Genomic DNA, 22052 nt, shown 5'->3' on the forward strand with positions numbered 1-22052 from the left:
AGACGGGCCGGCAATCGCCGACCCGCTGCATGACGACCTTACCGATCGTGCTGAGAGGTGCGCTCTTCGCCCTCGTCCACGCCCAGGTTGGTGGACGGGTTGTCGTAGACCTCGCGGTCGAGCAGCCCGGTTTCCTTGGCCACCAGCACCGGCACCAGCATCTGGCCGGTGACATTGGTCATGGTGCGCATCATGTCCAGGATCCGGTCGATCGCGTACAGGTAGCCGATGGTCTCCAGCGGCAGGTTGGCTGCGCTCAGCACCACCGTGGCCATCACCACCGCCGTGCCGGGCACGCCGGCAGTACCGAAGCTGCCCAGCACCGAAGCGATCAGCACCACCACGTACTGCTCGGGGGTGAGCGGCACGCCGGTGTACTGCGCGATGAACACCGCGCACAGCGCCGGGTAGATCGCGCCGCAACCGTCCATCTTGATGCTGGCGCCCAGTGGCACCGCGAAGGACGCGTAGTCCTTGTTCACGCCAAGGTTGTGGGTGATCGAACGCATGGCCGCCGGCATCGCCGCGAAGCTGGACGAGCTGACGAACGCCACCTGCATGCCCGGCGCGGCACCGCGGAAGAACTTGAGCGGGTTCAGGCCGTGCACCAGCAGCAGGCTGCCGTACACCAGCACGATATGCAGCGCGCAGGCCACGTACAGCGCCAGCACGAAGCTGCCCAGCGGCAACAGCTTTTCGAAGCCGTAGCTGCCCACCAGCCCGGCGATCAGGCCGAAGGTGCCCAGCGGGGTCATCTCCAGCACGAAGCGGGTGACCTGGATCATGATGTCGCTCATCTGCCCGGTCAGCTTGCGCGCCTCGGCGACCTTGTCGCCCAGCTTGACCATGGCAAAGCCGAGCAGGCCGGCGAAGAAGATCACCGGCAGGATCGAACCGCGCCCCGCCGCCAGCACCGTCTCGCCGGCCGCGTTGACCTTGGTGCCGATGCCGGTGAGCGCGTAGAACACGTTGGACGGCACCACGTCCATGACCACCTTGACCACGCTGGGCACTTCGCGCGGCGTGTAGCCGTGGTCCATGCTCAGGCTGAGGTTGCCGGTACCCGGCTGCATCAGGGTGCCCACGGCCAGGCCGATGCCCACTGCCAGCGCGGCGGTGATGATGAACCACAGGAAGGTGCGCCCGCCCAGCGCGGCCACCGATTTCTGCCCGTGCAGGGAGGAAATGGCGTTGATCACCGCGAAGAACACCAGCGGCACCGCGATCATCTTGATCAGCGTGACGTACAGGTCGCCCAGCGGGCCGAACCAGGTTTCGGCGGCGGGGCCAAGCAGCCAGCCGGCCAGCGCGCCGAGCACGAAGCCGCCAAGTACGCGCTGCCAGAACGGGATCCGCAGCCAGGCAGACACCAGCGTCATGAGCATTCCAGGGAGAGGGTGACAGCCCCTCACCTTAGCCCAACGCGCTCCTGCGGACGAGGCGCACAGAAACAAATCAGCGTGTCATCGGCGTGCCTTGCGGCGTTCTGCATAATGAACGCCCGTTTCACCATTGAGATACGCGCGTCCATGTCCCGTTTCACGCCTCTTGTGGCGGCCCTCGCCACCACCCTGCTGCTTGGCGCCTGCGCCGCTTCCGCCCCCGCTTCCCGCGCCAACGCCGGCGCCGTTCAGGTCGATGTACCGGCAGTGGCCCACCCGGCCGGTGAAACCCCGCAGTGGTGGTACCGCAGCGGCGCCGCCCGTGCCGCCGGCAGTGGCGCGATGGACGGCCGCGCGAAGAACGTGATCCTGTTCCTGGGCGATGGCATGAGCCTGACCACCGTGGCTGCCGCACGCATCTTCGAGGGCCAGCGCAATGGCAACCCGGGCGAAGAGAACCTGCTCTCCTGGGAGCGCTTCCCGGCCACCGCGTTCAGCAAGACCTACAACACCGATTCGCAGACCCCGGATTCGGCCGGCACCATGACCGCCATCACCACCGGCGTGAAGACCCACATGGGCGCCATCGGGGTCAGCGCCGGCAGCCGCAGCGACTGCGCCGACAGCCTGGGCAAGGGCCTGCTGACCTGGCTGCAGCTCGCCGACAGCGCCGGCATGGCCACCGGCGTGGTGACCACCGCGCGCCTCACCCACGCCACCCCGGCCGCCACCTACGCCCATTCGCCGGAGCGCAACTGGGAAAACGACGCGGACCTGCCGGAGGCGGCCAAGGCGGCCGGCTGCAAGGACATCGCCCAGCAGCTGCTGGATACCTCGCGTTACGGGCGAGGTCCGCTGGTGGCACTGGGCGGCGGTCGTGCCCAGTTCACCAACGTGGAAGAGACCGACCCGGAGTACGACGACAAGGTGGGCCTGCGCCTGGACGGGCGCAGCCTCGTCGGCGAATGGAAGCAGGCGCACCCGCAGGGCGCCTATGTCTGGAACGCGCAGCAGCTGCAGGCCGCCGCCAACGCCCCGGCGATCCTGGGCCTGTTCGAGCCGGACCACATGCGCTATGAGATCGAGCGCAAGGACGACCCGTCCGGCGAGCCCAGCCTGGCCGAACTGACCAAGGCGGCCATCGCCAACCTGTCGCGCCACCAGGAAGGCTACGTGCTGATGGTGGAAGGCGCGCGCATCGACCACGCCAACCACAGCGGCAACGCTTACCGTGCGCTCAGCGATACGGTGGCGCTGTCCGACGCGGTGCGTGCGGCGGCAGAGGCCACCTCCGACCAGGACACGCTGATCATCGTCACCGCCGACCACTCGCACACGCTCAACTTCGTGGGCTACCCGGCGCGTGGCAACCCAATCCTCGGCAAGGTCAAGGACAAGGGCGGCGAAGACGGCGCCGGCGCGCTCGACCTGGCCCGCGACGGCCTCGGCCTGCCCTACACCACCCTCAGCTACGCCAATGGCCCCGGCTTCACCGGCGCCACCAACCAGCAGCCGGCAGGCCCCAAGGCCTACCCGCACAACCCAAGCAGCTTCGACCCGGCCAAGGGCCGCCCGGACCTGACCCACGTGGATACCGAGCACCCTGATTACATGCAGGAAGCGCTGGTGCCGATGAAAAGCGAAAGCCACGGCGGCGAAGATGTCGGCATCTGGGCCCGTGGACCGGGCAGCAAGGCAGTGCGCGGCACCATGGAACAGAATGCGATCTACCACATGATCGTGCAGGCCACCCCGCGCCTGCGCCAGCGCCTGTGCGAGGCCGGCACCTGCGACGCCAAGGGCGTGCCGGTGGAACTGCCCGCACCCAAGGCGTTCGAGCGCAAGGACGCAGGCAACTGATGCAGCGTGCCTGCGGCCCCATCACGCGGTTGAAGCCGCGTGATGGCGTCGGCTTCCGGCAGGGCCGATACTGGCCCTCTGCCTGACATGTCCCATTCGATGCCTACTGCGCTGCCCCCTGCCCCCGACCTGCCCGCACCCGTATTGGTGGGTTTCAGTGGCGGACTGGATTCGACGGTGCTGCTGCACTGGCTGGCCCAGTCACCCGCGCAGCGCGCCGCCGGTCTGCATGCGGTGCACGTGCACCACGGCCTGCAGGCTGATGCAGATCACTGGGCGGCGCACTGCGAGGCGATCTGCGCGGCCTGGTCGATTCCGCTGCAGGTGATCCGCGTGGCGGTGCCGCGCGACAGAGGTGCGGGCCTGGAAGCCGCGGCACGCCACGTCCGCCGCGAAGCGTTCGCCCGCGTCCTGCGCGAAGGCGAACACCTGGCTTTGGCGCATCACCGCGATGACCAGGCCGAAACCTTTCTGCTGCGGGCCCTGCGTGGTTCCGGGGTGGATGGCCTCGCGGCGATCCGGGCCCATGCGCCGTTCGGCGCCGGATCGATCTGGCGGCCGCTGCTGCAGGTCCCGCGCAGCGACCTGCGGGCGCATGCCGGGACGCACGGGCTGGAGTGGATCGAAGACCCCAGCAATGCCAGCGACGTGGCCGACCGCAACTTCCTCCGCCTGCACGTGCTGCCGCTGCTGCAGCAACGCTGGCCGCAGGCCGATGCGGCGTTCGCACGCAGCGCCGAATTGAGCGCGCAGGCGCAGCGCCTGCTCGATGCCTCCGACCACGACGCGTTGCGGCGCTGCACGGTGTCGCCCGGCGTGCTCGACTGCGCCAAGCTGCAACGGCAGCCGCGCGAGCGCCGCGCGCGGCTGCTGCGGCAGTGGGTGCGCAGCGCGGGACAACCGCCGTTGCCGGCCGCGGGCGTCCAGGCCATCGAACGCGAACTGCTGCCTGCTGCCCAGGATGCCGATGCGCAGTTCGCCTGGCAGGGCGTGCGCATCCGCCGCTGGCGCGGCCACCTGTACCTGCTGCCGATGGCCTTGGCACTGCCGCTGGACTGGAGCGTGCATTGGGATGGCGCCAGCCCGCTGGCACTCCCCGATGGCGGGGAACTGGCACTGATCGGCGCCCAGCGGTTGGGTGAACCGGTGCAGGTCAGCGCACGCCGGGGCGGCGAGCGCATCCAGCTGCGCGGGCGCAGTCATTCGCACGCGCTGAAAGATCTTCTGCAACAGAGCGGGTTGCCTCCGTGGCAGCGCCGCCAGGTGCCGCTGCTGTATGCAGACCAGGTGCTGGTAGCGGCCGGCGACCAGGTGATCGCGGCACCGTTGCAGCAGTGGCTGGATGAACAGCACGCCCGACTGCGCTGGACGCCGGGCGCGGCGTGAATTGACCCCTTGGGGCTGGCGCTTCACACTTGCCGCATGGCCAAGAAATCCCCCACTGACGCCTCCCCGGTCGCCCACTTCGAGCATTCGCTGGAAGAACTGGAGCAGCTGGTGGAGAAGATGGAAACCGGCGACATGAGCCTGGAGCAGTCGCTGAGCGCCTACGAGCGCGGCGTGGGCCTGTACCGCCAGTGCCAGCAGGCGCTGGAGCAGGCCGAGCTGCGCGTGCGCCTGCTCAGCGACCCGGCCCGTCCGGAAACTGCCGAGCCGTTCGACCCGCCCAGCCATGACGGTTGAGTCCACGTTCGCGCGTTGGCGCGACCGCATTGAAAGCCAGCTCGACGCCAGCCTGCCCTCGCCGGAACAGGCGCCCAAGCGCCTGCACCAGGCGATGCGCTATGCAGTGCTCGGTGGCGGCAAGCGCATGCGTCCGCTGCTGGTGTACGCCAGCGGGCAGATCTTCGGTGCCGACGAACACGCGCTGGACGCACCGGCGATGGCGGTGGAGCTGATCCACGCCTATTCGCTGGTGCACGACGATCTGCCGGCGATGGACGACGACGCCCTGCGTCGCGGCCGCCCGACCACGCACATCGCCTTCGACGAGGCCACGGCGATCCTGGCCGGCGATGCGCTGCAGACGCGCGCGTTCGGGCTGCTGGCCGATGCGGCGTTGCCGGCACTGCTGCGGGTGCACTGCCTGCAGGCGTTGACCCACGCCTCGGGTGCGGCCGGCATGTGCGGCGGCCAGGCGTTGGATATCGATGCAACGGGCCACGCGCAGCCGCTGGCCGACCTGCAGCACATGCATGCATTGAAGACCGGCGCGCTGATCCGCGCGGCGGTCCGCATGGGCGCGCTGTGTGGCGATGCACCGCACGCGGACCTGCTGCAGCTGGACGATTTCGCCAACGCCCTCGGCCTGGCCTTCCAGGTGCGCGATGACATCCTGGACGTGGAAGCCAGTTCCGAACAGCTCGGCAAGACGGCGGGCAAGGACCAGGCGCAGGCCAAGTCCACGTTCCCGGCGTTGTTGGGAATGGACGGTGCGAAGGCGGAGTTGGCCGCGCTGAGTGAGCGCATGCACGACAGTCTTTCTGGGTATGACGAACGCGCTGATGCGTTGCGTGCGCTGGGGCGGTTGGCGGTCGAGCGCAACCACTAACGTCCAAAGCCCTGGTCTGCGAACGTCTCTGCGCAGGGCCGGCGGGTGTGGGTTTGCGGGGGGCGCCGTGAATCCATCCGTGGAGGCTCTTGCGAAACATCCATGTTTCGCAAAGCCCCCGCAAACCCACCCCCGCCGGCCCTCTGACGGTTGGTTGGTGCGCACAGGCGATCAAATGCAATTGAACCGCTTTTGCCTGAACAACCGATCCACTGTCGGGGGCAGGCGACGGCTTTTGCTTTCGCTCTTGCTCCAAACAAAAAACGCCCGGCAATGCCGGGCGTTTCTGCATTCCCGGAAAACAGGAATTATTTGATCAGGCGCAGGGTGAACGGATAACGGTAAGCCTCGCCGTTGTTCGCCTTCACCGCCGCGATGATGCAGAACACGAGGTTGAGGATGCCCACCAGCGGCGCCAGCAGGCCGCCGATGATCACGATCATCAGGATGAAGCAGATGATCATCGCCAGGGCGATGGTGATCTGGAAGTTCAGCGCTTCCTTGGCCTGGTCGGTGACGAACCCCTTGCTGGCGTCGTCCTTGCTGATCAGCCAGATGATCAACGGGCCGATGAACCAGGTGAAGATGCCCAGCAGGTGCGCGGCAAGCGCCATGGTGCGCTGGTCGCTGGGAACCGGGCCGGCGCTGGTCGGCGGCGGCGGCGGGGCGGTGATGTTGTCGAATTCGCTCACGTGAAACTCCTTGTCCAGTGTATGGGTGGTGCATGGCAGGCTCCCCGCCTGCCGAGGCAGCGGGCACAGGATACGTCAATCGATGCCGTCAATCGTTACCGGCAACGGTCATCCGCCCGACCAGGATCGAGCCGACGTGTACGTGCGAGCGGCGGTCGATGTCGCTGCCCACCGCCTCGATCGCCGCGAACATCTCCTTGAGGTTGCCCGCGATGGTGATCCCGTCGACCGGGTACTGGATTTCGCCATTCTCCACCCGGAAGCCACCGGCACCGCGCGAGTAGTCGCCGGTGACGCCGTTGACGCCCTGCCCCATCAGCTCGGTCACCAGCAGGCCGTTGCCCATCTGACGTGCCAGCGAGGCCAGATCGCCCGCGTTGGATTGCACCCGCAGGTTGTGCACGCCGCCGGCGTTGCCCGTGGTCACCAGGCCCAGTTTGCGTGCCGAATAGCTGCCCAGCACATAGCGCTGCAGCACCCCGCCTTCGATCAGCGACGAATCGCGGGTGGCCACGCCATCACCATCGAACGCGGTCGAACGCAGGCCACGGCGCAGCAGCGGCCGCTCCTCGATCGCGAACCAGTCCGGGAACAGCTGCGTGCCCACGCTGTCGAGCAGGAAGCTGGCACGGCGGTACAGCGCCCCGCCGGACACCGCACCCAGCAGGTGGCCGATCAGCGACCGCGCCACTTCCGGCGAATACAGCACCGGCATCTGCGCGGTAGCCATCGAACGCGGGTTGAGCCGGGCCAGGGTGCGCTCGGCGGCGCGGCGACCGATCGACGCCGCATCTTCCAGGTCTTCGCGGGCCAGCGCGCTGCTGTACCAGCCGTCGCGCTGCATGCCGTCACCCTGCCCTGCGATCAGCGCACAGCCCACCGAATGATGGCTGCTGCGGTCACGGCCGATGAACCCATGGGAGTTCGCATAGACCGACAGGCTGGTGGCGGTGGACGCCGATGCGCCGTCGGAGTTGCTGATCCGCGGGTCGGCCTCGCGCCCGGCCGCTTCGCAGGCCAGCGCCAGATCCACCGCCTGGTCGGCCTGCAGCGCCCACGGGTGCCAGCTGTCCAGGTCCGGGAACTCGCGTGCCATCAGTTCCGGGTCGGCCAGGCCGGCGGCCTCGTCGTCCTCGGTATGCCGGGCGATCGCGCAGGCCTGGGCCACCGTCGATTCCAGGCTGGCCGGCTGCAGGTCGGCGGTGCTGGCGCTGCCCTTGCGCTGGCCGAAGTAGACCGTGACCGCGATTCCACGATCGCGGGTGGATTCCACCGTTTCGACCTCGCCCAGGCGCACGTTCACATCCAGCCCGCGCTCCTCGCTGCAGCTGACTTCGGCCTGGGTGGCGCCCAGCGCCCGGGCCCGGGCCAGCAGCTGCTGGGAGATATCGGCCAGCTGTTCCAGCCTCGGCAGGCTGTCGTCGGCGGAATGGGCTTCAGGGGAGATCACGTTCAATGCTTTATCCTGTACGGGTGAGTGCCTGGCGCAACGCCGGGCACAGTTCTGGATGTGGAAAGAAGACGATGCGCGGACGCGACGAAGAAACCGGTGAATTCCTTGATATCAGCCGCAGCCAGAACCGGCGCGACGCGCTGGACGTGCTGGCCCTGGGCGAGAAGCTGGTGTCGCTGACCCCGGCCCAGCTGGCCCGCGTGCCGGTGCCGGAAGACCTGCTGCCGCACATCGCCGAGGCCAAGCGGATCACCGCCCATATCGCCCACAAGCGCCAGCTGGCGTTCCTGGCCAAGCATATGCGCCGCGAGGACGATGCCACCCTGGACGCGATCCGCGATGCGCTGGACGCCAACAGCGATACCTCGCGCCGCGAAGTGGCCGCGTTGCACCGCGCCGAAGACTGGCGCGAGCGCCTGCTCAAGGACGGCGACACCGCGCTGAGCGCGCTGCTGGCCGAGTACCCGCAGGCCGACCGCCAGCAGCTGCGCACGCTGGTGCGCAATGCCCAAGCCGAGCGCGCCAAGAACAAGCCGCCGCGTGCCTTCCGTGAAATCTACCAGGTGCTGCGCAACCTGCTGCTGCCGGCCGCGCTGGGCCTGGAAGCGACGGCGGCCGACACCGACGACGACGACATCGGCGACGCCGACAGCGCCGAAGACTGAGCCGGGCTGGCAGGACGGGCGCATCCGGCGATCAGGCCTGGGTGCCGCCCACGGTGATGCCGTCGATCAACAGCGACGGCTGGCCCACGCCCACCGGCACGCTCTGGCCATCCTTGCCGCACACGCCCACGCCCTCGTCCAGGGCCAGGTCGTTGCCGATCATGCGCACCTTCTGCATGGTTTCCGGGCCGTTGCCGATAAGGGTCGCGCCCTTCACCGGCGCGGTTACCTTGCCATCTTCGATCAGGTAGGCCTCGGTGGCCGAGAAGACGTACTTGCCGCTGGTGATGTCGACCTGGCCGCCACCGAAGTTCACCGCATACAGGCCACGCTTGACCGAACGGATCATTTCTTCCGGGTCATGCTGGCCGGCACGCATGTAAGTGTTCGTCATGCGCGGCATGGTCATGTGCGCGAACGATTCGCGGCGGCCGTTGCCGGTCGGGGCCACGCCCATCAGGCGTGCATTGAGCGAATCCTGCATGTAGCCGACCAGGATGCCGTCCTCGATCAGCGTGGTGCATTGGGTCGGGTGGCCTTCGTCATCAATGTTGAGCGACCCGCGGCGACCGTCCAGGGTGCCGTCGTCGACGATGGTCACGCCCGGGGCGGCCACGCGCTCGCCAATACGGCCGGCGTACACGCTGGTGCCCTTACGGTTGAAATCACCTTCCAGGCCATGGCCGACCGCCTCGTGCAGCAGCACGCCGGGCCAGCCCGGGCCGAGCACCACGGTCATCACCCCGGCCGGGGCCGGAATGGCTTCCAGGTTGACCAGCGCCTGGCGCAGCGCTTCGCGGGCGAAGGCTTCCGGGCGCCCGTCAGCGAACAGTTCCTCGTAGCTGTAGCGCCCGCCACCGCCGGAATAGCCCGATTCACGGCGACCGTGCTGCTCCACGATCACCTGCACGTTCAGCCGCACCAACGGGCGGATGTCGCCGGCCAGCACGCCGTCGCTACGCGCGATCAGGATGGTATCCACGCCACCGGACAGGCTCACCATCACCTGCTGCACGCGCGGGTCGGCCGCACGCAGGAAACGGTCCAGGCGCTTGAGCACCTCCACCTTGGCTTCGTTGCCCATGCCATCGATCGGGTCCAGTGCGGGGTACAGCGCGCGTGCATTGCCGCGCACCAGCGACCGCGCCGGCTGCGCCCCGCCCTCGCGGGAGATCGCGCGCGCCGAGCGCGCCGCGCCCAGCAGCGCATCGCCATGGATGTCGTCGGAATAGGCAAACCCGGTCTTCTCGCCGGCAATGGCGCGCACGCCCACGCCCTGTTCGATCGAATGGGCGCCGTCTTTCACGATGCCATCTTCCACGCTCCAGCTTTCGCGGCGGGCGTGCTGGAAGTAAAGATCGCCAAAATCGATACCCGGCCCCAGCAGGGTGCCAAAGGTGCGTTCCAGGCCACCGGCATCCAGCCCGGCGGGCAGCAGCAGGCGGTCTTGGGCAAGGGTGAGTGCGTTGTCGGTCATGGTCTTGATCTGTGGGCGCGGGCCGATATCGCAAGCCGTGCGCGGGACATTGTGGGGGGTAACGGCCGGGATCAACGTGGCGGCGCGTCGTCGCGGTCGATCACTTCGACCTTGGGTTCGGCCCAGGGGCCGGTCACGCGGTAGGTCTTGGCACCGATCTCGCCCAGCGGTTTGGACAGCACCGCATTGGCGGCCGCGCCCACCGCCGCGCCAACCGGACCCCCGGCGACGGCGCCAACCACGGTGAGCAGGTTGCCGGCGCGCGGATTGACGTCGATGGTCTGGTCGAACTGCTGGCGGCGCAGGTCGGTGCGGCCGCGGATGCTGATGTTGGCGGCCGGGCCTTCGATCAGCACCTTGTCGGTGGTGGCCATGCCGTCGGCGAACGCCAGCGTGCCCTCCACCTGGTTGAAGGCGAAGCCCTTGGAAAAGAAATCGCGGAAATCGAACATCAACCGGCGCGGCAGCTGGGTCACGCTGAGCAGGCCCAGCACGCGGCCGGCGCCCGGCTCGAGCTCCAGCAGCTGGCCGTTGCGTGCGTGCACCTGCATCTGGCCCTGCAATGCGCCCAGCTGGAAGTCCGATGGACCGCCCTGCCAGCCGGCATCCAGGCTGATCTGGCCCTGCCCGCCGCGCAACTGGCCGCCGTAGTCCAGGTTCTGCATCAGCCCACCCAGGTCCTCACTGTCGACCTTGACCTGGAACTGGGTACGCGCGGCCTCACCCATGCCCAGCCAGCGGCCCTGGATGTCGATCGCCTGCTTGGGCGCGCGGAACTGCAGCTGGTCCACGCTCAGCCCGTTGCCGAACGGACGCGTGCGCAGCACGGCCTGGCCCAGCCGCGCCTTGCCGAACTGCAGGTCGTTGATGTCCAGCGACAGCGGCGGAATCTTTGCCGGGTTGGTGTCGTTGGCGCTGGCTTGGACCCGCGCCGGCAAGCTGGCGTCGGCCGGCAGGATGATCGGCGCGCCATCGGCCGGGGCTTTCACGGGGGTGGGCAGCGACTGCCAGTGCACCCGGTCCAGCTTGCCGACGATGGCCGCGCCATCGGCGTTGGGCACGCTCAGGTCGCCCGACAGCGACGGGCCGTCCAGGCGCACGTCCACGCCGGTGGGAGTCGGACGCAGCTGCAGGCGCGTCTGCGCGAACACGCCGCCAGCCAGCAGCAGCTGCCCGACCTGCACGTCCACCTGGCGCAGCGGCATCGGGTCCGCACCGGGCGTCCCGCCCGGCGAACGCGCCAGCGCGATCCAGTCCAGGGCATCCAGCGAGCCGCTGCGGCCGTTGACCACCAGCCCGCTGGCGGGCGGGTCGCGGTCAACGGTGGCGCTGCCCAGCGTGACCTGCACGCCCGTCTTGTTGTCGTGGGTGCGCGCGGCCAGGGCCAGGCGTTCGCCGAAGGCAACGTCCACCCGACCGGCGCCCATCGGCAGCTGCGCCTTCACGGCGGTGGCCAGGGGCACCTCGGCTGGCTTGTCCAGCGGTGCCGGCAGGTCCAGCCGGGTGCCGACCAGGTCCGAGTGCAGGGTGAGCAGGGTCGGCGGCGCGGTCTTGCCGCCCGGCGCCAGCTTGGGCAGCGTCACCCCGATCGTCCAGCGCGACGTCCCCTCGATGTAAGGCTTGAGCCAGCCCAGCTCGGGCGCACGGTCCAACAGCTGACCGGCATCCAACCGCGCGGCCAGCTCGGCTTCGAACGCATGCTGCGGGTCACGCGCATAACCGCCGGCGCGCAGGCTGAGCTGGCCGTCCTGGCCCAGGTGGCGCACGGCCAGTGCCTCTGCACCGAACCCGTCCTGGCTGTACCTGGCCTGGCCGCGCATCGCCTCGAAGGTCAGGTCGAAGCGTTTGTCCGACAGCGTGGCGCCGTCCAGATCCACCGTGCCCTGCAGGTGCCCGCCGCCCTCGGCGTGGTGCAGCGGCTGCAGCAGGTCGAAGGTCACCGCCGCCGGGCCCTTGGCCGCCAGGTTGTCCAGCGAATCGGCATAGGTCCTGTGCAGCGGGCTCTGCTTGAGCATCGCCAGCAGCGCGCCGGCGTCGCTGCGGCTGGCCGCCTTGACGTACAGCTGGGAGGCGCCGAAATCGGCGATGCCCGCATCGAAGTTGTCCACCGCCACGCCGGCCAGGTCGCCACGGCCGTGCAGCTCGAAGCCCGGACCGATGAAGGCGATATCGCCTTCGACCTTGTCCATGGTCGGCCAGTCACGCTGGAAGCGGATGTTGCCGTTGTCGATGCGGCCGGTCGCCTCGAAGCGCCCGTTGTGGTCCTTGAACGGCCAGTCTTCCAGGTCGCCGGTCACCAGGCCGATACCCCCGCGGATATGGCCCCCCACCAGCGCCGCATCCAGCCAATCGGTGGCCGCTTTGCTCATCTTGGAATGGATCCAGAAGCGCTTGGCCGCGGTCATCGGCACGTCGTCGAGCTTGGCCGCCAGCTGCATCCACGGGCGCGTGCCATTGCCCTGGAACCACATCGTGCCGCGCACGTCGGCGGCGTAATCGGTGCCCTGCACGCGCAGTGCCGGGGTGCCGATGCGCCAGCCGCCGCCTTCATCGCGCCAACCCACCATGCTGCCGGCCAGGCGCACGTCATGGCGCACGCCGAACCCGGTGGGCCAGTCGAAATGCATCACCCGGGTCGGCTGAAGGTCGAGCCGGAAGCCGTTGGCATCACCTTCGAAATGGCCACCCACCCCACCCAGGCCGGGTGCGTGGCCGGCGGCGGCGAACTGGATCTCTTCCAGCTCGCCTTCAAAACCCAGCGGCCCGTCGCGCTCGCCGGCGAACCGCACGCGGCTCATGCGCACCTTCGGCGCGGCGTCGTGCAGCCAACGGCGCAGCCCGGCATCGATCCGATCGGTCAACGCCAGCCCGCGCAGCAGCGCGGTGGCATCGATGTTGTCGCCGGCCAGCGCCATGTGCTGGCCGCCTGCCACCAACAGCCCATCCAGCGTTTCGGTGCGTCCTTCCAGGCCGATCCGCAGGCGCGGTGCATCGGCACGCCAGCCGCCCTGCACCCAACGCCAGCGCGCGCGAAGCTGCAAGGTATCGAGCTTCAGTTGCGGGCGCCCGCCATCGGCCAGGCGCGCACCGCGCAGCTGTACGCCAGCCAGGTCGGCATCGGTGGTGATCATCACCGGACGGCGGTCGCGCAGGTCCACCCAGGCATTCAACGTGCCGGTACCCTGCTGCAGGGCCACGCCGCCGAACTGCAGCAGCGACGACCACGCACGGAAGTCGGCCGGGTCGGCGGCCAGCCAGGCCTGCCCGTTGCCGTGGGCACGGTCGAAATCCACCACGGCCGTCAGCGGGGCGCCCTTGAGATCGGCCCACGCGCGCGCGCCCACCGCCAGCCGCTGCCCGTTCACCCGCAGCCGCAGGTCGATGCGCGGCAGTTCGGTCTGTACGTTCAACGACGGCGCATCCACCCGCAGCCGGCCGCCGATGACCTGCAGTTCGCCCAGCCGGCGCAGGGTATCCAGCGGATCGCCGCCGGCCTTGGGTTGCGGCAGCCCCTGCACCGACCAGCGGCCATCGGGCGCACGCTGCAGCACCAGCGCCAGGCCGCGCAGGCGCAGCTCGGTCAGCGAACGGCCGGGCAGCAGCCCCGAATACATCGAGACCTGCACTTCAGCCTCGCCGATGCGCAGTCCCTCGCCTTCACCGATGCGCAGGCCCTTCAACGCCAGCACCGGGCCGCGCCGGGTCCAGCGCGTCTGCAGCTGGTCGAAACGCACCGGCTGGCCGGCACGCGCACTCAACCACCCGGCCACCTTGTCCGGGTGCCGTTCGGCCAGCGGCAGCACCTGGCTGAGGCTGCCCACCAGCACCGCCACACAGACCAGTACGATCGCCATGGCATAGACAGCATGGCGGCGAATCCTTCGCAGTCGCAGGCGCAGCGGCGCGCTCATCGGGTCCCGCAGGCGCCGGCGCACCACTGCGCGGGCCGGCTCAGGTCACAGCAGCACGACATCGAACTGCTCCTGCAGGTACTGCTCGTCGGCCTGGAAGCGGATCGACTTGCCGAGGAATTCCTCCAGTTCGGCCACCGCCGAGGATTCCTCATCGGTGATCCGCGCCACGACCTTGGACGAGGCGATCACCAGCAGGCGTGCGGCATCGAACTGGCGCACGGCCCGGGTGATCTCACGGAAGATTTCGTAGGTGACCGTTTCCGCGGTCTTGATCGACCCGCGCCCGCTGCATTCCGGGCACGGCTCGGACAGCTGGCGCTCCAGGCTTTCCACGGTGCGCTTGCGGGTCATTTCCACCAGCCCCAGCGGCGAGAACTCATACACCGTGGTCTTGGCATGGTCGCGCGCCAGCGCCTTCTCCAGCGTGCGCAGCACCTGGCGGCGGTGCTCGGCGTCATCCATGTCGATGAAGTCGATGATGATGATCCCGCCGAGGTTGCGCAGGCGCAGCTGGCGCGCCACCGACTGCGCGGCCTCGAGGTTGGTGCGGAACACCGTTTCCTCCAGGTTGCGCTGGCCCAGGAACGAGCCGGTGTTGACGTCGATGGTGGTCATCGCCTCGGTCTGGTCGATCACCAGGTAGCCGCCGGATTTGAGCGGCACCTGCTTGTCCAGCGCGCGGCCGATCTCATCCTCCACCCCGAACATGTCGAAGATCGGGCGGTCGCCGCTGTACAGCTCCAGCTTCTCGGCCAGCACCGGCATGTACTTGGCCACGAAGGCCTGCAGCTGGGTGAAGGTCTCCTTGGAGTCCACCTTCACCTTGTCCACGTCCTTCCGGATCAGGTCGCGCACCGAACGCAGCGGCAGGCTCAGGTCTTCATAGATCACGCTGCACGGGGCCGCCTCGCGGCCACGGCGCTCGACCACGTTCCAGACCCGTGACAGGTAGGCGATGTCTTCGGCAATCGCCTCGGCCGGCTGGCCTTCGGCGTTGGTGCGCACGATGTAGCCGTAACCGCCGTGCTGGGCCGACAGCTCGGTGACCAGCGTCTTGAGCCGGGCACGCTCGGCCTCGTCCTCGATCCGCGCCGATACCCCGACCACTTTGGACTGCGGCAGCAGCACCATGTAACGCGAGGGAATGCTGATCTGGGTGGTCAGGCGCGCGCCCTTGGTGCCGATCGGGTCCTTGACCACCTGCACCACGATGTCCTGGCCGTCGCGCAGCAGCTCCACGATCGGCACCGACGACGGCGGCGGCAGCGTGGTGCCCTCGGTATCGGGGCTGGCCACCGGGGCCGGCCGTACCACGTCGTTGGCGTGCAGGAACGCGGCGCGCTCCAGCCCGACCTCGACGAAGGCCGCCTGCATGCCGGGCATCACCCGCTGCACCTTGCCCTTGTAGATGTTACCCACCACCCCGCGGCGCCAGCCACGTTCGATGTGCAGCTCCTGCAGCATGCCGTTTTCGATGACGGCCACGCGGGTCTCGCGTGGGGTGACGTTGACCAGGATTTCTTCAGACACCGGCGACTCCCTTCGATTCAAATGCCTGCAGCAACTGCTCGGTCTGTTGCAGGGGCAAGCCCATGACACCCGAATAGCTTCCCGCCAGGTGGCGGATGTAACGCTCGGCCCCGCCCTGGATGGCGTAGGCCCCGGCCTTGCCCATCGGCTCGCCGCTGGCCACGTAGGCGGCAATGGCCGCCTCGTCCAGCGCGATGAAACTCACCTCCGACACGACCATCACCGCCTGCTCGGCGCCGGCGGCGACCAGCGCCGCCGCGGTCATCACCTGGTGGGTGCGGCCGGCCAAGCGGCGCAGCATGGCGGCGGCATCGGCGGCATCGACCGGCTTGCCGAACACCTCGCCGTCCAGCACCACTTCGGTGTCCGCGCCGAGCACCAGCGCGTCGGGGTCGTGGGCCACCTGCGCCAAGCCGGCACGGGCCTTGTCGATGGCCACGCGCTGCACGTAGTCCTGGGCGGTTTCCCCGACGGCCCGTACTTCGGGCACATCCAGGTCCAGCGCGCGGAACGGTCGGTCCAGGCGCGCCAGCAGTTGGGTTCGTCGGGGCGAACGAGAGGCGAGATAAAGCATCGCGGAAGCATAACCTGCGGGCCCTGTCTGAATCGCGAGCAACGCCTCCGAATCGTCATCAACCCCGATAAACCTCACCAGACGTTCATCGCTCCGACACCAACCTCAACGCCTTCACATGGAGATGCATATGCGCCGCCCGACCCTGTCCCCGCTGCTGCTTGCCCTGTCCCTTGCCCTGGGAACCTCGATGACCGCCCACGCCCAGACCCCGCCCGCCATCGCCGTCCCCGCCGACAGCACCCTGCTCAACATCTCGGCCAACGCCGAAGCCCGCCGCGTGCCCGACGTGGCCACGCTGTCGGCCGGCGTGGTCACCCAGGCCACCGATGGCAACACGGCCATGCGCCAGAACGCCGAACAGATGGTCAAGGTGCTGGCCGCGATCAAGGCCGCCGGCATCGCCGAGCGCGACGTGCAGACCAGCGGGGTCAACCTCAGCCCGCAGTACCGCTACGCCGAAAATGAAGCGCCGAAGATCACCGGCTACCAGGCCAGCAATACCGTCAGCCTGAAGGTGCGCGACATCGCCAAGCTGGGCAAGGTACTCGACGCACTGGCCGCACAGGGCGCCAACCAGATCAACGGCCCGCAGTTCGAGATCGACCAGCCCGAACCGGTCTATGACGAAGCCCGCCTGGCCGCACTGAAGAAGGCCCAGGCCCGCGCCGAGACGTACGCCAAGTCGCTGGGCCTGCGCGTGCGCCGCATCGTCAGCATCTCCGAAAGCGGCGGCGGCAACTTCCGGCCGGTGATGATGCGCGCCGCGGCCGCGCCGATGGCCGCCGATGTTTCCACCCCGGTGTCGCCGGGCGAATCGACGGTGTCGGTCAACCTGGACGTGGTGTTCGACCTGGGGCGGTAAGCCGCGCCTGGCGGTAGCGCCGGCCGTTGGCCGGCGCATTCCTGACTGTCAGCCAAACATCCTGGCGCCCCCTGACTTCCGGCCCGTGCCGGCCTCGGGTATTGCTGTCATTGCGGGGCCCCGGCCCCTGCACGTTGATGTTCCCGCACGCACATCTGGCAAGGAGAGTGGCGCATGGTCCGTACGCATCCCCCGGTGGTCCCGCTGCAAATCGACGTCCCGCGCGTGCTTGGCTGGAGCACCGCGCTGGCCCTGCACCTGCTCGCCCTGATGCTGCTGCTGATTCCCGCCGCCTACGTGGCTGCCCCGCTGCCCCGCGAGCGGACGGTGGTGAACCTGATCGCCCCACCGGTGCCGCAACCGGAGCCGCCGCTGCCGATCCCCCCACAGGAACCGGTGCCGGTGCGTGCGCCGACCACGACCCCGCGCGTGGCCCCGCTGCCGCTGCCCACCGCCAGCGCGGACGACGTACTGGCCGTGCCGCCTCTGCCGGCCAGCGACGTACAGACGCCGACCCTGGCGCCGGTCGAGCCGGCGCCGGCGGCTTCCGGTGACGGCGCGCAGCTGCAGTACCGCACCGCACCGCCGCCGAGCTACCCGATCGCCGCCATCCGGGCCGGGGAGCAGGGGACGGTTACCCTGCGGGTGCAGGTCGACGCCGACGGCAAGCCGACCTCCGTCTCCATCGAACGCAGCAGTGGTTCGCGGGCGCTGGACCATGCTGCGCGGCAGCAGGTGCTGCGCAACTGGCGCTTCGTGCCGGCCCAGGTCAACGGGCAGGCCGTGCCGGCCGTGGGCCTGGTCCCGGTGAGCTTCTCGCTGCCGCAGTAACGTCAGGGATGCGGGGTCCCGAACCCGGGGCCCCGCACTTCTTTGACCGCCGTCACCAATTGCGCGAATTAAGCAATTTTTCACGTTTACGTCACCTGTTGGAAACCTAGATTGGCGCCGACGCGTCAATCCGTTGACGGCGCCCCAGCCCAGACCCCAGGTTGTCCAGTCAGGAGAGAAGCTGTGAAACACCCGATCCAACAACGTTACAGCGGCAATCGTCGCAACCCGCTTGCCCACTCCATTTCTTCGGCCCTTGCTGGCGGCGTGCTGCTGCTGGCCGGCGCCTTCGCCTCCTCCTCGGCCCTGGCCCAGGACCAGGCCACCAACCTGGACCGCATCACGGTCACCGGGTCGAATATTCCCCGCACCAACACTGAAACCCCCTCGCCCGTGCAGGTAGTGACGCGCCAGGACATCGACCGCAGCGGCAAGACCACCGTGGCCGAGTACCTGCAGACGCTCACCTCCGACGGCGCCGGCTCCATTCCCAAGACCTTCGGCAACGGCTTTGCCGGCGGCGGCGCGGGCATCTCGCTGCGCGGCCTGGGTGCCGGCTCCACGCTGGTGCTGTTGAACGGCCGCCGCATGGCCACCTACGGCCTGGCCGATGACGGCCAGAAGGTCTTCACCGACCTGAGCACCATCCCGCTGGACGCAGTCGAGCGTGTGGAAGTGCTCAAGGATGGCGCGTCGGCGATCTACGGCTCCGACGCCATCGCCGGCGTGGTCAACATCATCCTGCGCAGCGATTTCGAAGGCGTGATCCTGCGCGGTTCGTACGGCCTGTCCGGCGACAGCGACGGCGACGCCAAAAAAGCCACCTTGACCGCCGGTACAGGCGATATCGCCACCGACGGCTGGAACGCGTTCTTCAGCCTGGACGTCGGCAAGACCGATGCGATCAAGATCAGCGACCGCAAGGACCGGGAGTGGATCGGCACTGGTGACCTGCGTCGGTGGGGCATCTCCGCGCCGGATTCGCAATTCCTGGGCGGCGCATTCCTCGGTGGCGGCACCAGCGGCGGCGCCGGTCCCAACGGCTCGGTGTTCGATGACCGTGCCGTGACCGCCACCAGTCCGGCGTTTCTGGTTCCCTTGCCGGGCTGCGAAGGCCTGACCACCATTCCCGGGCAGACCGCCGCGTCCATCGCCGAAGACGGCTGCCTGTGGAACCCGGCCCAGCTTTACCGCGACCTGAGCCCGAAGGAGGAATACGTCAACGTGTTCGGCCGCGCCAGTTTCGCCTACGGCGAAGGCGGCGAAATCTACACCGAAATCGGCTACTCGAAGAAGGAAACGGTCTTCAGCAACACGCCGTCCGGCGTGTCCGGCAGCTGGGGCTACCCGCTGGGCCCCGTCAACGCCAACAGTGGCCCGGACGCCACCGTGCTAGGACCGACCCATCCGGACAACCCGATCCCCGGGCAGGCATCGCGCCTGCGTTATTCGGCCTGGGACGTCGGCCCGCGCGTGACCACCAACACCAACGAGTTCATCCGCTTCCTTGTGGGCACCAAGGGCAACTGGGGCGAGTGGGGCTATGACACGGCCTACCTACACTCGAGCACCAACCTGGTCAACAAGCGTGACGGCTTCCTGCGCTACAGCGCCGTGCAATGCGCGCTGGGCGACCCGGCCTGCGCGGGCGGGGTCTGGCGCATCGGTGACAACGCCGGCCAGAACTCGCAGGCGCTGTACGACTACATTTCGCCGCAGATCCAGGCCAACGCCAAATCCAGCCTGGACATGTTCGATTTCACCGTCTCGCGCAGCCTGATGGACCTCAAGGGCGGCCCGCTCGGCTTGGCGATCGGTACCGAATGGCGCAAGACCAGCAACAGCCTGACCCCGCAGACCTACACCGACGAGGGCGACATCATCGGCCTGGGTTACTCGGCCTATGACGGTACCCAGAATGTCTATGCCGGCTATGTGGAATTGTCCGCGCCGGTGCTGGAGCAGTTGGAATTGTCGGGTGCCGTGCGTTACGACAAATATGAAAGCGGCGAGGGCAAGGCCACTCCGAAGTTTGGCGTGAAGTGGACCCCGGTGGACTGGGTGGCGCTGCGTGCCACCTACGCGGAAGGCTTCCGCGCGCCGAATCCTGCCGAAAACGGCGACGGCGGCCTGGCGGCGTTCTCCACCGCACGCGATCCCGTGCGCTGCGCTGTCAGCCCGCCGGATAGCGTGACCACCAATTGCGGTGCGCGCCCGGTGGCCATCATCACCAGCCCGAACCCGGACCTGAAACCGGAAGAGTCCAAGAGCTACTCGTTCGGCATCGTGCTGCAGCCGACCTCGACCACGTCATTGACGGTGGATGCATGGGAAATCAAGCGCACCAATGAGATCGCGCAGGGCAGCACCGCCGACGCGATCGCAGCGGGCAGCGTGCTGCGCGACACCGACCTGATCAACGGCATTCCCGGCACCGGCACCATCCTGGCGGTGAATACCGCCTACGTGAACGCCAACTCGTCGCGGGTGCGCGGTATCGATACCGATATCCGCCAGACCTTCGACGTCGGCCCGGGCCAGCTGGAGATGGACCTGCAGTGGAGCCACGTGCTGAAGTTCGAACGTACTGAAGGTGACAACACGGTCGATTACGTGGGCACGCACGGCAACTGCGACGTGACCAACTGCATCGGCACGCCCGAAGACCGCATCAACTTCGGCACCACCTGGAAGCAGGATGCGTGGAGCGTGAGCGGCGTGGTCAACTACATCAGCAGCCTGGAGAACAAGGACCGCCGCGGTGGCGATTACCTCGCGTTCTATGCCGATGGCACGCCGGTGGAGAAGATCTCCTCGTTCACCACGTTCGACCTGTCCGGTCGCTACAACATCACCGACGCGTTCGAACTGAACGCCTCGGTGCAGAACGTGTTCGACCGCACTGCCCCGCTCGACCCGACCACCTACGGCGGGGTGAACTACAACCCGCTGCACTTCAGTGGCGCGATCGGCCGTTACTTCACGGTGGGTGCGAAGTACACCTTTAACTGATCCATGCTGGTGTGAAACGAAAAGCCCGGGCATTGCCCGGGCTTCTTCGTTCATGGGTCACAGGCAAAAAAAAGCCTCGCATCGCTGCGAGGCTGTTAAAACTTGGCGCCCGAAGTTGGACTCGAACCAACGACCCCCTGATTAACAGTCAAGTGCTCTAACCGGCTGAGCTATTCGGGCGGGGTGCAAATTGTAACCAGTTTTTCGCAGCTTGTAACCCGTCTGCGCAGAATTTCTTCACGCGCGGTGATACGGATGGTTGGCCAGCATCGCCGCTGCGCGATACAGCTGTTCGGCCACCACCAGCCGCACCAGCATGTGCGGCAGGGTGAGCGGGCCGATCGACCACTTCTCGTCGGCCAGCGCCGATACCTCCGGCGAATGCCCTTCCGGGCCGCCAATCAGGAACGCCAGGTCCCTGCCCTGCCCGCGCCAGTGCTCCAGGCGCTGCGCCAGCTGCTCGGAGCTGAGTTGCTTCCCCGGTACATCCAGCGCCACCACATACGCGTTCTTGGGCAGCGCGGCGATCACCCGCTTGCCTTCGTCCTCGGTGGCGCGACGCGCATCGCGTCCCTTGCCACGCAGGCCCGGCTCGATTTCCACCAGCTCGAACGGCAACCAGTGCGAGAGCCGCTTCTGGTACTCGGCAAAACCCTGCGCCACCCAGCTGGGCGCGCGTTCACCGGTGGCGATCAGCCTGGCTTTCATCGTCATGCTCCTTCAAATGACAACGGCGCCACCCGGCGCCGTTGTCGTCACCACGTGCGCAACGCTCAGCGCGCAGCGTAGTCGTCTTCTTCGTCGCCCTCGTCGAGCAGGCTCGGCGGCTGGTCGCCCACCGTCCACAGGCGCTCCAGCGCGTAGAACTCGCGCACGCGCGGCAGCATCACATGCACCAGCACGTCGCCCAGGTCAACCAGCACCCACTCGGCTTCGCGCTCGCCTTCCACGCCCAGCGGCATCATGCCGAGGTTCTTGGCGAACTTGACCACTTCGTCGGCAATCGACTTGACGTGGCGGCTGGAGGTGCCCGAGGCGATCACCATGAAATCGGTGACGCTGGACTTGCCGATCACGTCGATCTCGACCACGTCCCTGGCCTTCAGTTCTTCGGTGGCCTGGCGCACGCACTCCAGCAGCTGCTGGGTGGACGGTGCCGGGTTCGGCATGGTGACCTTGATGGTCTGGGGCTGGGCTTGGTCGCTCAAAGCAGGGAGACTCGATAAATGTGGGGCCGATTATACGG

General features: G+C 68.1%; 17 protein-coding genes and 1 tRNA gene. 8 read left to right on the plus strand and 10 right to left on the minus strand.

Translation table 11 applies throughout. The features are described from left to right. Positions 1 to 38: 38 nt before the first annotated feature. A complete protein-coding gene (locus tag V9K91_RS07155; RefSeq protein ID WP_095363484.1) occupies positions 39 to 1379 on the minus strand; it encodes a dicarboxylate/amino acid:cation symporter in 1341 nt (446 codons plus the stop codon). A gap of 150 nt (positions 1380 to 1529) precedes the next feature. Here V9K91_RS07155 and V9K91_RS07160 point away from each other — a divergent pair, with 150 nt between their 5' ends. The 4 genes from V9K91_RS07160 (at position 1530) to V9K91_RS07175 (ending at position 5793) form a co-directional block, all read left to right on the plus strand. Next, positions 1530 to 3242: an alkaline phosphatase gene (locus V9K91_RS07160; RefSeq protein ID WP_336443240.1), complete on the plus strand. Its 1713-nt coding sequence runs from the start codon at positions 1530 to 1532 to the stop codon at positions 3240 to 3242. A 99-nt stretch (positions 3243 to 3341) separates the two neighbouring features. Then, positions 3342 to 4628 carry a tRNA lysidine(34) synthetase TilS gene (gene tilS, locus V9K91_RS07165; RefSeq protein WP_336443334.1) on the plus strand — a complete coding sequence of 429 codons (1287 nt, stop codon included), beginning with the start codon at positions 3342 to 3344 and terminating at the stop codon, positions 4626 to 4628. Positions 4629 to 4664: 36 nt separating this feature from the next. Beyond that, positions 4665 to 4925, plus strand: a complete 261-nt coding sequence (locus tag V9K91_RS07170; RefSeq protein ID WP_068853531.1) for an exodeoxyribonuclease VII small subunit — start codon at positions 4665 to 4667, stop codon at positions 4923 to 4925. Beyond that, positions 4915 to 5793 (plus strand): farnesyl diphosphate synthase, encoded by an 879-nt coding sequence (locus tag V9K91_RS07175; protein ID WP_306987883.1) that lies wholly within the window; start codon positions 4915 to 4917, stop codon positions 5791 to 5793. Before V9K91_RS07170 ends, V9K91_RS07175 begins: the two co-directional genes overlap by 11 nt. A gap of 308 nt (positions 5794 to 6101) precedes the next feature. Here V9K91_RS07175 and V9K91_RS07180 read toward each other — a convergent pair whose 3' ends face one another. Further along, entirely contained in the window at positions 6102 to 6485 is a 384-nt protein-coding gene (locus V9K91_RS07180; RefSeq protein WP_068853536.1) for a DUF4870 domain-containing protein, read from the minus strand. 88 nt (positions 6486 to 6573) lie between these two features. Then, the gene (gene pmbA, locus V9K91_RS07185) at positions 6574 to 7941 is read right to left on the minus strand and encodes a metalloprotease PmbA (RefSeq protein WP_095363487.1); all 1368 of its coding nucleotides are present in this window, start codon (positions 7939 to 7941) and stop codon (positions 6574 to 6576) included. Between the two features lie 68 nt (positions 7942 to 8009). On the opposite strand from pmbA, the gene yjgA reads away from it, so the two are divergent. Beyond that, entirely contained in the window at positions 8010 to 8603 is a 594-nt protein-coding gene (yjgA, locus tag V9K91_RS07190) for a ribosome biogenesis factor YjgA (protein WP_093533415.1), read from the plus strand. A 31-nt stretch (positions 8604 to 8634) separates the two neighbouring features. Here the strand turns inward: yjgA and tldD are convergent, their stop codons facing one another. The 4 genes from tldD to V9K91_RS07210 all read right to left on the minus strand — a co-directional run bounded on the left by tldD (position 8635) and on the right by V9K91_RS07210 (position 16098). Further along, positions 8635 to 10080, minus strand: coding sequence for a metalloprotease TldD (tldD, locus tag V9K91_RS07195; protein ID WP_093533416.1), 1446 nt, complete (start codon positions 10078 to 10080; stop codon positions 8635 to 8637). Positions 10081 to 10151: 71 nt separating this feature from the next. Further along, on the minus strand, positions 10152 to 13991 hold the full coding sequence (locus V9K91_RS07200; RefSeq protein WP_095363488.1) for a YhdP family protein: 3840 nt from the start codon (positions 13989 to 13991) through the stop codon (positions 10152 to 10154). Between the two features lie 45 nt (positions 13992 to 14036). Next, complete coding sequence (gene rng / locus V9K91_RS07205) at positions 14037 to 15524, minus strand: ribonuclease G (protein WP_068853541.1); 1488 nt, start codon at positions 15522 to 15524, stop codon at positions 14037 to 14039. Continuing rightward, on the minus strand, positions 15517 to 16098 hold the full coding sequence (locus V9K91_RS07210) for a Maf-like protein (protein ID WP_095363489.1): 582 nt from the start codon (positions 16096 to 16098) through the stop codon (positions 15517 to 15519). The genes rng and V9K91_RS07210 overlap by 8 nt, the downstream gene beginning before the upstream one ends. 130 nt (positions 16099 to 16228) lie before the next feature. Here V9K91_RS07210 and V9K91_RS07215 point away from each other — a divergent pair, with 130 nt between their 5' ends. From V9K91_RS07215 to V9K91_RS07225, 3 genes are all read left to right on the plus strand, one after another. Then, positions 16229 to 16963, plus strand: a complete 735-nt coding sequence (locus V9K91_RS07215) for an SIMPL domain-containing protein (RefSeq protein ID WP_068853543.1) — start codon at positions 16229 to 16231, stop codon at positions 16961 to 16963. 174 nt (positions 16964 to 17137) lie between these two features. Further along, a complete protein-coding gene (locus V9K91_RS07220) occupies positions 17138 to 17794 on the plus strand; it encodes an energy transducer TonB (protein ID WP_095363491.1) in 657 nt (218 codons plus the stop codon). Between the two features lie 183 nt (positions 17795 to 17977). Continuing rightward, entirely contained in the window at positions 17978 to 20806 is a 2829-nt protein-coding gene (locus tag V9K91_RS07225; protein WP_095363492.1) for a TonB-dependent receptor, read from the plus strand. Between the two features lie 103 nt (positions 20807 to 20909). Here the strand turns inward: V9K91_RS07225 and V9K91_RS07230 are convergent. The 3 genes from V9K91_RS07230 to rsfS form a co-directional block, all read right to left on the minus strand. Then, positions 20910 to 20986 (minus strand) — tRNA-Asn (locus V9K91_RS07230). A gap of 57 nt (positions 20987 to 21043) precedes the next feature. Next, on the minus strand, positions 21044 to 21514 hold the full coding sequence (rlmH, locus tag V9K91_RS07235; protein ID WP_068853546.1) for a 23S rRNA (pseudouridine(1915)-N(3))-methyltransferase RlmH: 471 nt from the start codon (positions 21512 to 21514) through the stop codon (positions 21044 to 21046). A gap of 65 nt (positions 21515 to 21579) precedes the next feature. Further along, positions 21580 to 21975 carry a ribosome silencing factor gene (rsfS, locus tag V9K91_RS07240; protein ID WP_068854726.1) on the minus strand — a complete coding sequence of 132 codons (396 nt, stop codon included), beginning with the start codon at positions 21973 to 21975 and terminating at the stop codon, positions 21580 to 21582. Positions 21976 to 22052 lie beyond the last annotated feature (77 nt).

The sequence above is a fragment of the Stenotrophomonas sp. CCNWLW57 genome (assembly GCF_037203925.1).
GTDB classification, from domain to species: domain Bacteria; phylum Pseudomonadota; class Gammaproteobacteria; order Xanthomonadales; family Xanthomonadaceae; genus Stenotrophomonas; species Stenotrophomonas rhizophila_A.

Bases quoted from the DNA above. Each gene is read 5' to 3' on its own strand.
- V9K91_RS07155 (WP_095363484.1), bottom strand. From the start codon at position 1,379: ATGACGCTGGTGTCTGCCTGGCTGCGGATCCCGTTCTGGCAGCGCGTA.
- V9K91_RS07160 (WP_336443240.1), top strand. From the start codon at position 1,530: ATGTCCCGTTTCACGCCTCTTGTGGCGGCCCTCGCCACCACCCTGCTG.
- tilS (WP_336443334.1), top strand. From the start codon at position 3,342: ATGCCTACTGCGCTGCCCCCTGCCCCCGACCTGCCCGCACCCGTATTG.
- V9K91_RS07170 (WP_068853531.1), top strand. From the start codon at position 4,665: ATGGCCAAGAAATCCCCCACTGACGCCTCCCCGGTCGCCCACTTCGAG.
- V9K91_RS07175 (WP_306987883.1), top strand. From the start codon at position 4,915: ATGACGGTTGAGTCCACGTTCGCGCGTTGGCGCGACCGCATTGAAAGC.
- yjgA (WP_093533415.1), top strand. From the start codon at position 8,010: ATGCGCGGACGCGACGAAGAAACCGGTGAATTCCTTGATATCAGCCGC.
- tldD (WP_093533416.1), bottom strand. From the start codon at position 10,080: ATGACCGACAACGCACTCACCCTTGCCCAAGACCGCCTGCTGCTGCCC.
- V9K91_RS07200 (WP_095363488.1), bottom strand. From the start codon at position 13,991: ATGAGCGCGCCGCTGCGCCTGCGACTGCGAAGGATTCGCCGCCATGCT.
- V9K91_RS07210 (WP_095363489.1), bottom strand. From the start codon at position 16,098: ATGCTTTATCTCGCCTCTCGTTCGCCCCGACGAACCCAACTGCTGGCG.
- V9K91_RS07215 (WP_068853543.1), top strand. From the start codon at position 16,229: ATGCGCCGCCCGACCCTGTCCCCGCTGCTGCTTGCCCTGTCCCTTGCC.
- V9K91_RS07220 (WP_095363491.1), top strand. From the start codon at position 17,138: ATGGTCCGTACGCATCCCCCGGTGGTCCCGCTGCAAATCGACGTCCCG.
- rlmH (WP_068853546.1), bottom strand. From the start codon at position 21,514: ATGAAAGCCAGGCTGATCGCCACCGGTGAACGCGCGCCCAGCTGGGTG.
- rsfS (WP_068854726.1), bottom strand. From the start codon at position 21,975: ATGCCGAACCCGGCACCGTCCACCCAGCAGCTGCTGGAGTGCGTGCGC.